The sequence below is a fragment of the Frankia sp. CcWB2 genome (genome assembly GCF_977927585.1).
In genome coordinates, this window is sequence record NZ_CDWRCM010000013.1 from 12,699 (window position 1) to 22,702 (window position 10,004).

General features: G+C 69.9%; 6 protein-coding genes and 1 pseudogene. 4 read left to right on the forward strand and 3 right to left on the reverse strand.

Annotation, left to right across the window (positions count from 1 at the left end):
• The first annotated feature begins 253 nt into the window (after positions 1 to 253).
• Positions 254 to 1,102, forward strand: a complete 849-nt coding sequence (gene thiD, locus ACY45C_RS02905) for a bifunctional hydroxymethylpyrimidine kinase/phosphomethylpyrimidine kinase (protein WP_462186115.1) — start codon at positions 254 to 256, stop codon at positions 1,100 to 1,102.
• 109 nt (positions 1,103 to 1,211) lie between these two features.
• Positions 1,212 to 2,594, forward strand: a complete 1,383-nt coding sequence (gene murA, locus ACY45C_RS02910) for a UDP-N-acetylglucosamine 1-carboxyvinyltransferase (protein ID WP_462186116.1) — start codon at positions 1,212 to 1,214, stop codon at positions 2,592 to 2,594.
• Between the two features lie 54 nt (positions 2,595 to 2,648).
• Here the strand turns inward: murA and ACY45C_RS02915 are convergent, their stop codons facing one another.
• A complete protein-coding gene (locus tag ACY45C_RS02915) occupies positions 2,649 to 3,659 on the reverse strand; it encodes an NAD(P)H-dependent glycerol-3-phosphate dehydrogenase (RefSeq protein WP_462186117.1) in 1,011 nt (336 codons plus the stop codon).
• Positions 3,660 to 4,002: 343 nt separating this feature from the next.
• Here ACY45C_RS02915 and cofC point away from each other — a divergent pair, with 343 nt between their 5' ends.
• Positions 4,003 to 4,881 (forward strand): 2-phospho-L-lactate guanylyltransferase, encoded by an 879-nt coding sequence (gene cofC, locus ACY45C_RS02920; RefSeq protein ID WP_462186118.1) that lies wholly within the window; start codon positions 4,003 to 4,005, stop codon positions 4,879 to 4,881.
• Between the two features lie 35 nt (positions 4,882 to 4,916).
• On the opposite strand, the pseudogene ACY45C_RS02925 reads toward cofC, so the two are convergent.
• Positions 4,917 to 7,166 (reverse strand): annotated as a pseudogene (locus tag ACY45C_RS02925) (putative bifunctional diguanylate cyclase/phosphodiesterase); the annotation flags it as partial.
• Positions 7,167 to 7,481: 315 nt separating this feature from the next.
• Between ACY45C_RS02925 and ACY45C_RS02930 the strand changes: the two are divergent.
• On the forward strand, positions 7,482 to 9,683 hold the full coding sequence (locus tag ACY45C_RS02930) for an RNA degradosome polyphosphate kinase (protein ID WP_462186119.1): 2,202 nt from the start codon (positions 7,482 to 7,484) through the stop codon (positions 9,681 to 9,683).
• Positions 9,684 to 9,704: 21 nt separating this feature from the next.
• On the opposite strand, the gene ACY45C_RS02935 is transcribed toward ACY45C_RS02930, so the two are convergent.
• Complete coding sequence (locus ACY45C_RS02935) at positions 9,705 to 9,989, reverse strand: HU family DNA-binding protein (RefSeq protein ID WP_011437995.1); 285 nt, start codon at positions 9,987 to 9,989, stop codon at positions 9,705 to 9,707.
• Between the last annotated feature and the right edge of the window lie 15 nt (positions 9,990 to 10,004).

A 10,004-nucleotide genomic window follows, 5' to 3' on the forward strand; every position in this document is an offset into this window, starting at 1 on the left:
AAGGATGTACGCGTGGACCACAGACGCTCCCTCGTCGGACGTCGACAGCCCGTCGAGCAGAACTACGGGCCGACAGAAGGTAACAGGCAAACGGCCCGGATGAGAGCCTCCGAGGTCGAGGAATTTCCTCAGATCGGCCGGCGGCGACCGACTGAGGGGTCGCCCGGCCTCATCCGGAACCCCAATCGTGGGGGTCAGCTGGTCGGCTCGGTACCCGGTTGTGATGGCAACCACGACGACGCTACCCAGAGCGATGAATAGGAGACACGCGAACGCTCGGAGTATCCGGAGCGAACCGCCGCCGGGACCGAGCCCCGCCCCGCCCCGCGTACTGACGATCGCCGGATCGGATTCGGGCGGCGGCGCGGGCATCCAGGCGGATCTCAAGACGATGCTCGCCCTCGGCGTCCATGGCATGAGTGCGATCGTCGCGGTGACGGCACAGAATTCCCTGGGCGTCCATGGTGTGTGGGATCTCCCTCCGGAAGCGGTCCGAGCCCAGATCAGAGCGGTCGTGGCGGACATCGGGGTCGACGCGGTGAAGACGGGGATGCTCTCCTCCGCCGCACTGGTCTCGTTGGTCGCCGCCGAGCTCTCGCGGCTCGACGTGCCCGTCGTGGTCGATCCGGTCAGCGTCTCCAAGCACGGCGACCCCCTGCTGGCCCCGGAGGCGGTCGAGGTGGTCCGTACGGAGCTCATGCCCCGTGCCACCATCGCCACACCGAACCTCGACGAGGTACGTCTGCTGACCGGGGTGGAGGTGCGGGACGTCGCCGGCCTGCCCAGAGCCGCCGAGGCGATGCTCGCCCTGGGCCCGCGCTGGGTGCTGGTGAAGGGCGGGCATCTTCCCGGCGACGCGGTCGACCTGCTCACCGACGGGACCACCGAGGTCGTCCTCCGAAGCCCCCGCCTGGACCGGCGGCACACCCATGGCACCGGCTGCACGCTGGCCTCCGCGATCGCCGCGCACCTGGCGCAGGGGCGTGGTCACGCCGAGGCCGCACAGTCCGCCAAGGCCTACGTCAGTGGCGCCCTGGCCAGCGGCTTTCCGCTCGGCGCGGGGATCGGCCCGGTAGACCATGGCTATCGTCACCGTAGGTAGCGGCCTGAGAGTCGGGCTCGGGCCGCGCCGGTGGCGTCTGGTTCAATCGCCCCGCCGCACGTGACCTGACGCACGTCACGCATCCGCATCATCACCGTGGAGGTAGCCCGTGGGGGCGCACAGCTCGGGAGTGGTACCATCCACCAGCACGGACCGAAGATGGTACCGCATCGTCGGCGGTGCTCCGCTCACCGGCTCGGTCGAGGCGTCCGGGGCCAAGAACTCGGTCACCAAGCTGCTCGTCGCCACCCTCCTCACGCCAGAGCCGTGCACCCTGACCCGGGTGCCTCGGATCGCCGAGGTCGACGTGGTCTTGGGCATGCTCGCCGAACTCGGCACTCAGGTGGAGTGGCTGGACGAGCACACTGTGCGACTCGCCACCGAAAAGATCATCGACGCGTCGCTGTCCGAGGCCTACTCCGGAGTCAACCGGATACCGATCCTGATGATGGGCCCGCTCCTGCACCGCGTCGGCGAAGCCGTGATCCCGCTGCCCGGCGGTTGCCGGATCGGCAAGCGCCCCGTCGACTTCCACCTCGCCGGCCTGCGTGCCATGGGTGCAGAGATCGTCGAGCAGATACGTTCCGTCCAGGTCAAGACGCTGGGTCTGCACGGCACCCATGTCGCACTGCCGTTCCCGAGCGTCGGCGCGACCGAGAACCTGCTCCTGGCCGCGGTCCGGGCACAGGGTACGACCGTCATCTCGAATGCGGCGGTGGAACCCGAGGTCATCGACCTCATCATGTTCCTGCAGCAGATGGGCGCCCTCGTCGACGTGGAAGTCGACCGCACGATCGTGGTGCAGGGGGTCGGCGCACTGCGGGGAGCCACCCACGCCCCGATCCACGACCGCATCGAAGCGGCGTCCTTCGCCTCGGCCGCGGTGGCCACCGACGGCAGGGTGGAGGTGGTCGGTGCCCGCCAGGAACGTCTGGCGACCTTCCTCAACCACCTCCGCCGGCTCGGTGGCGAGTTCGAGGTCACCCCGCGGGGAATGACCTTCTTCCGGGCCCGGCCGTTGACCGCGTCACATGTGCAGACCGACGTGCACCCCGGGTTCATGACCGACTGGCAGCAGCCCCTGGTCGTCCTGCTCACCCAGGCCGGGGGTGCCTCCGTGATCCACGAGACGATCTACGAGGACCGGTTCAGGTACACCAGACAGCTGGCCGAGATGGGCGCCGACATCGCCCTGTCGACCCTGTGCCTCGGTGGGAAGGCCTGCCGGTTCGCGTCCCGGGACTTCGAGCATTCGGCGGTCATGAGCGGGCCGACCTCCCTCACCGGCGGTGATCTGGCGATCCCCGACCTGCGCGCCGGCTTTGCCTACGTGCTGGCCGCGCTGGTGGCCGACGGCACCAGCGTCATCCGCGGGACCCGTTTCCTCGAACGCGGTTACGAGGACCCGGTGGGTAAGTTGCGCTCGATCGGATCGCTCATCGACACGCAGGCCGTGGGTTCGCCCCCCGGCACCGACCACGCCCCGGCCTGACCGGAACGATGGTGCTGCCGGGCCAGGCGCGGGCAGGTCAGGCGCGCGGGCAGGTCAGAGACGGAGCCGGTACTCCGGGCCCGGCTCCCGACTCATCAGATCCTTGACGGCCTCCATCGGAGGAAGACCCTCATAGAGGACCCGTTCGACCTGACGGGTGATCGGCATGGAGACGCCCAGGTCATCGGCCATGGCGAGCAGGGGGCGGCAGGAGCGCACCCCCTCGGCGACCTGCTGCTGTTCGGCCTCCACCTGCGCGAGCGTGAGGCCACGCCCGAGTTTCTCGCCGAAGGTGCGGTTGCGCGAGAGCGGGGAGCCGCAGGTCGCCACGAGATCCCCCAGTCCCGCCAGTCCCGCGAAGGTCATCGGATCGGCACCCAGCGCGACCCCGAGTCGGAGGGTCTCGGCCAGGCCGCGCGTCATCAACGAGGCGAGGCTGTTGGTGCCGAAACCCATTCCCTCCAGCATGCCGGCAGCCAGCGCGATGACGTTCTTGATCGCTCCGCCCAGCTCGCAGCCGATCACGTCGGTGTTGGTGTAGGGGCGGAAATAGGCCGTCCAGCACGCCGCCTGGACGGCCTCCGCCGTGCTCGTCGAGGTACTGGCGATCACAGTCGCCGCCGGCTGCTCGGCGGCGATCTCGGGCGCCAGATTCGGACCGCTCACCACCGCGATCCGGTCCGGCGACACGCCCGTGACCTGCGTGATGACCTCGCTCATCCGCAACTGACTGCCCACCTCCACCCCCTTCATCAGGCTGACGTAGACGGCGTCGGGCCCAATCAGGGGCGCCCATCCCGCGAGGACGGAGCGCAGCGCCTGAGACGGTACGGCCAGCACCACGAACTCCGCGCCGGCCAGCGCCTCCCCCGCGTCGGACATCGCGCGCACCCGGTCCGGCAGCTGGATCGCCGGCAGATAGCGCGGATTGACATGGCGGGTGTTGACCGCCCGGACGATCTCAGGGTCACGGGCGACCAGGTTGACCCGCGCTCCGGCATCCGCGAGGACCTTCGCGAACACGCTTCCCCAGGACCCGGCCGTAAGCACCGCGGCCCGTCTCACCTCGTCCCCCGGGAAACGTCCGGCCGAGCGCGGGGAGCGATCGCAACCCCGACGATGGGTACGAGGAAGGCGACACCGATCGAGGCGTTTTCTACCTTGTGGCGGGAATCGACAATAATTGTGCCCTCCGGATGGATCGCGCGCATGGTACCGACGTCCGGCCGGCTGGACACCTCGCACCTCGCACCTCGCATCCCGCCGCGTCCGCCGCGTCCTCACTCTGACCGTAGACGCCGATCTGACGGGTACCACGCAGGATGCGCCGCATGCCGGGGACGCGCCACGGCTCCGGCGTTCAGCCCGCGCCCGGAGGACCCGGGGCACCACGGGGTCGGCATGGCCTATGGTCGCCTTCGTGTGGCTCCCACGAAACGGAGTGTCCTGGACAGTCGTGCTGCCGCTGAAGAACCTCACCCGGGCGAAGACCCGGCTGGACCGCCCCGACCGGAGCCGGCTGGCCCTTGCGATGGCCTTGGACACGGTGACGGCGGTACTTGAGCCCGAGACCAGTCTGGTCGGCGCCGTGATGATCGTGACGAACGATCAGACGGCCGACCACGCTCTGTCGGCTCTCCCCAATCTCCACTATATCGGCGCAGATCAACCGGACCTTTCCCCGGCTGCGAGGGGTGCTCGGCTCGTCGTGATTCCGGACGAACCCGACCGAGGTCTCAATCCCGCCCTGGTGCACGGCGCCGCGCTGGCCTCGGCCCGCTGGCCCACCCGTGCGGTGGCTGCCCTCTCCGCCGACCTTCCCGCGCTGCGCCCCCCCGAGCTGCATCAGGCGCTGTCCGAGGCGAGCCAGCACCGTCGCGCGGTTCTCGCCGACGCGGCCGGAACGGGAACCGTTCTGCTGACCGCGTCGGCCGGCGCCATCCTGCAGCCCGCATTCGGACCACACAGTCACGCCACGCACCGTCGCTCCGGAGCGGTGGATCTGACGGGAACCCTCGGTGGCTCGGTACCGGGACTGCGACGTGACGTCGACACGCTGGCGGATCTGGCGCAGGCCCGGGACCTGGGGGTGGGCTGGGCCACCAGGGCGGCGCTGACCGCCGGGTATCACTCCCCGCTCGCGGCGGAGGACTCCGGCGGACCCGGCGGCGAACCGGGCACCTCGGCGGAGCCAGGGCTGTCCGTACCGCCGGGGATCGTAGGCGGAACCCAGCGCCGGATCGTGAGCGACGCGAGCGGACCAGGTCGGGCGAAGAAGTATCCCTGACCCAGCTCGCAACCCAGCTCCTCGAGCTCGGCGATCTGTCCTTCCCGCTCGATGCCCTCAGCCACGACGACGGCACCGAGGGCGTGCGCGAGACTGATCATCGATCGACGCATCGTCGCCACCCGGTGTCCGTCCCTGGGCAGTTCGAGCAGCGTCCGATCGAGCTTCACGACGTCCACCGGCAGTTGATGGAGGGCGGCCAATGTGCTGTGGCCGGCACCGACGTCGTCGAGCGCGACCGCCACCCCCAGCGCACGAACCTCGTTCAGCACCTCGCGTGCGCCGCGCAGATCGTCGATCCGGCTCGTTTCGGTGATCTCGACCACCAGCCTGCCCGGGTCGAATCGACTGGCCGCCAGCGCCTGGGCGACGCTGTCGAGCAGCATGGTGTCGGCAACCCTGCTGGCTGAGACGTTCACGTGCAGCCGCAGTGCCGAGGCCGGGTACGCCACGGCGACCTCCGCGCAGGCCTGGGTGAGGACCATGTCGTCGAGGGCGCCGACGATGCCGCCGTCCTCCGCGGCCGCAACAAAGGTGCCCGGTGGCACCGGTCCACGCCCCGGCTCCGTCCATCGGGCGAGCGCCTCCAAGGCGACCGGACTGCGATCGCGCAGCCGCACGATGGGCTGGTAGTGCACGTCGAAGCCGGCCGACCGTCCTCCCCTGCGCAGGGCGGTGGCGAGGGCGTCGGCGAGGTGCGTGCCGGCGCTGGGCGGGCACAGCCCGGGCCGGTAGACCACCAGACGGTTCTTTCCCGTTCGTTTTGCCGTGTGGACGGCTGTGTCGGCCCGCCGGAGCAGCGCCTCGGTGGTCTCCTGGGTCCGACGCGCGACGACCAGCCCCACACTCCCGCGGACCGGCCAGAGGTGACCGGCGGCCGGCGCCGGCTGGCGCAGCGCGGCCAGGACCCGTTCGGCAACGGTCTCGGGCAGTTCCCGCCCACCGTCCAACAGCACGGCGAACTCGTCGGAGCCGAGCCTCGCCACAGTGTCCGACGTGCCTACGCAGTGTCGTAGCCGTTGCCCGACCGCGCGCAGCAGATGATCACCCGCGGCGTGCCCGAGGCTGTCGTTGACGACCCGGAAGTCGTCGAGGTCGCAGTACAGAACGGCCACGTCACGGCCGTCGTGGCGGCTCGCGGCGAGGGCGTCGGTGAGCCGCTGCTGGAACAGGGTGCGGTTGGCCAGCTCGGTCAACGGGTCATGGGATGTCCAGTGCCGCACCTCGTGTTCGGCCTCGCAGACCCGGCTCGCCAACCGCTGACTCGTCCGCAGGGTCGTCAGCTGCCGGACGAGGACGGTGAGGACGAGCGTCGCACCCCCGATGATCTCGATCGGATCGAGAACGACTCCGCCGTGGGCCCGCCCCAGCAGAAGCGCCGCGACCACGGCCGCGGCGACATAGGGTACCGCCGGCCACAGCCATCCGAGCAGTTCGCCGCGAACAGGCCATCGGCGGGGCCGGCGGCCGTTCTCCCGGCCGTCCTCCCGGCCGGCACGCGATGCCGCAAGAACGATCAACAGGGCGCCGGCGACCGAGCAGGAACCCGTCATCGTGGGATCACCGTCGTCGAGCTGAACGATCCACACGCCGACGACCGCGAGGCACACCAGTCCGGTTCCGGCGATCGCGATGGCGGGCAGATCCACCGGCTGCCGGAAGCCTGCCACGTGCAGGAATACGAGGATCAGCAGGAGCACGACGATCGGATGCGCAACCGCGAGGAGATGCTCCACCGGCTGCGGCGGGCGGGAGGAGTCCACTTCGTCGATCCCGGCGAGCACCCCGGACCAGGCGAGCAGGAACAGGGAGTTGCCGAGTATGACCTCGTCGAACGCGGTGGCCGGACTGGCGCGCGGATAGGCGGCGCCCGCCCCCTCGCCGCCCGCCCCGGCGACGCGGGTGAGCCGCGGGGAACTCGGCGGCCAGCGGTTGGTGCCCCCAGCGAGGCCAGCCATCCCTGCCGGCGCCAGCACGCCCGCGCGCGGTCGTGATCGACGCGCCCGACCCGCGGGAACAGCCGCGAAGGCGGCGAGCGCGAGGACCGGCATGGCGAGCTGGCCGACGTCGGTGAGATACCCGGCATCCGTCGCGGTCCGCCCTCCGACCGATGCCCCGTCCCAGCGGTGCAGCATCCATCCGGCCTGTCCGACCGTCCAGGTCGTCAGCGCGAAGGACAGCCATACCAGCCAGCGGCCCCGTACTCGACCGAGACGGCGACCGGCCCGGGCACAACTTAGTGTCGCGGTCAGGCCCGCGGCGATCGCGGCGGCGTCGACGAGCATCCCTCGTCCCGTCCTCCTCCCCCTGCGCCGGCCGCCTGGGGCAGTCGGCCACCTGGGGCAGAGGGATCCGACCGGACCACGGAAACGGCCGGCTACATCACGACAAGATACAAACGAGCGCGACGGCGCCCCTCGGCACCGTAGCGCGTGATCGCTATATCACAAAGAGTAGGCGGATACCTCGCGTGCCGCGCGGTCTCTGCCAGCGTCCGGATCGGGGTCAGACCGGCGATACGGGTCCCATCCGGCCCCCCGCTGCCAGAGATGCCGGATCGACGCTGCCGAGTCCATCGGGGGCTGGCACCATCTACAGGCATGAGCGAGCTGCTGGCGACCCATCCTGAACAGCCTCAGCGCAAGGCCCGCAGTGGCCTGCTCGAGCCTCTGGAGACGCCGCGCCAGCCGGCGCCGTCCGACCTGCCCGCCGGCCGCTTCATCAACCGGGAGGCGTCCTGGCTCGACTTCAACGCCCGGGTCCTCGCGCTCGCCGAGGACGTGTCCACGCCCCTGCTGGAGCGCGCGAAGTTCCTGGCGATCTTCGCCAGCAACCTGGATGAGTTCTTCATGGTCCGGGTCGCGGGGCTGATGCGACGCGAGACGACGGGACTGGCCGTCCGTTCCGCCGACGGGCTGACCTCCCGGGAACAACTCGATCTCATCAGCAAGATGACGGCCGAGCTCGCCCAGCGGCATTCGCGGTGCTTCACCGAAGAGGTGGGGCCGTCGCTGGCCCATGCCGGGATCAGCATCCGGTTCTGGTCCCAGCTGACCGAGACCCAGCGTGATCAGCTGCACCACTATTTCCACGAGCAGATCTTCCCGGTGCTCACCCCCCTCGCCGTCGATCCGGCGCATCCCTTCCCCTACATCAGCGGGCTGTCGCTCAATCTGGCCGTCCAGGTCCGTGAGCCGGGCGGGGAGGTCGACCGCTTCGCCCGGGTAAAGGTGCCCCAGAACGTTCCTCGGCTGATCCCCGTGGCGGTGGAGCCCACGGGCACGACCGGTGTCCCGGGGGGCTTGGCCCCCCAGGCGAGCGCATGCTTCGTCCCGCTGGAGGAAGTGATCGCCGCCCATCTCTCCCAGCTGTTCCCGGGCATGGAAGTGATCGACTCCCATCTGTTCCGGGTCACCCGCAACGCCGACCTCGAGGTCGAGGAGGACGAGGCGGAGGATCTGCTCCAGGCCCTGGAGCGCGAGCTCGCCCGGCGCCGGTTCGGTCCCGCCGTCCGCCTGGAGGTGGACGCCGACATCGATGATGATTTGCTCATCCTGCTGATGCGGGAGCTGGAGATCACCGAACGCGAGGTACATCGGGTCGCCGGCCTGCTCGACCTGTCGACCCTGTGGGCTCTCTACGACCTCGACCGCCCGGAGCTGAGGGATACGCCGCGGGTCCCGATCACACATCCGCGGCTGACGACCGATGAGGGCGAGACACCGGACTTCTTCAGCGTGCTCCGGGAGGGCGACGTCCTCGTCCACCACCCGTACGACTCGTTCACCACGTCCGTCCAGCGGTTCATCGAGCAGGCGGCGGCCGATCCGCATGTTCTCGCCATCAAGCAGACGCTCTATCGCACGTCCGGGGACTCCCCCATCGTGGATGCCCTCATCGCCGCGGCCGAGGCGGGGAAGCAGGTCGTCGTCCTCGTCGAGATCAAGGCCCGGTTCGACGAGAGCGCCAACATCCGCTGGGCCCGCGAGCTGGAACGGGCCGGCTGCCACGTGGTCTACGGTCTCATCGGCCTGAAGACCCACTGCAAGACCTGCCTCGTGGTACGCCAGGAACACGGCGGCCTGCGCCGCTACTGCCATGTGGGTACCGGCAACTACAACCCCAAGACCGCTCGGCTCTACGAGGACCTCGGGCTGCTGACCGCCGACCCGGACGTGGGCGCGGATCTCACCGACCTGTTCAACGTCCTCACCGGCTACAGCCGGCAGACGGAGTACCGCTCGCTGCTGGTCGCCCCGCAGCACATGCGGGACGGCATCCTGCAGCGGATCGAAGCCGAGGCCCAGGCTGCCCGGGATGGCCGGGAATCCGGGATCCGCATCAAGGTCAACAGCCTCGTCGACGAGCAGGTGATCGACGCCCTGTATTACGCCTCCATCGCCGGGGTACCCGTGCACTGCCTGGTCCGCGGGATCTGCGCCCTACGGCCCGGAGTGCCGGGCCTGTCGGAGACGGTCCACGTGCGTTCGATCCTGGGGCGGTTCCTGGAGCACAGCCGGGTCCTCGAGTTCACCTCGTCCGGCGAGTTCTGGATCGGCAGTGCGGACATGATGCACCGCAATCTCGACCGTCGTATCGAGGCGCTCGTGCGCGTCCCGCACCCGGACCGGCGAGACACCCTGCGGCAGATGCTCGACCACGCGTTCTCCGACGAGGTGTCCGCCTGGGTGCTGCAGTCCGACGGCCACTGGGAACGACGCACGACCGGGCCGGACGACGTTCGCCTGTCGGACTACCAGCACGACCTGCTGGCCGACGCCATGCGGTGCGGGCACCGGTAAGCCCGGCGCCCGCACCGATGGTCAGTCGTTGCTCGCCGAGACGCTCGACTTGAACTCGGAGCCGGGCCGAAACTTTGGCACGACCGAGGCAGCGACGTGCACGGGCTCACCCGTCGCCGGGTTACGACCCGTGCGGGCGGCACGTTCCACCCGCTCGAACACGCCGAAGCCGGTGATGGTCACCTTCTCTCCGCTCGCGACGGCCTCCTGAATGGCGTCGAACACCGCGTCGACGGCCTTGGTGGCGTTCGACCGCCCGCCCTCGATCTGCTGGGCGATGCGGTCAACCAACTGGGACTTGTTCACAACAACCTCCGGACG

Bases quoted from the DNA above. Each gene is read 5' to 3' on its own strand.
- cofC (WP_462186118.1), top strand. From the start codon at position 4,003: ATGGTCGCCTTCGTGTGGCTCCCACGAAACGGAGTGTCCTGGACAGTC.
- ACY45C_RS02930 (WP_462186119.1), top strand. From the start codon at position 7,482: ATGAGCGAGCTGCTGGCGACCCATCCTGAACAGCCTCAGCGCAAGGCC.
- thiD (WP_462186115.1), top strand. From the start codon at position 254: ATGAATAGGAGACACGCGAACGCTCGGAGTATCCGGAGCGAACCGCCG.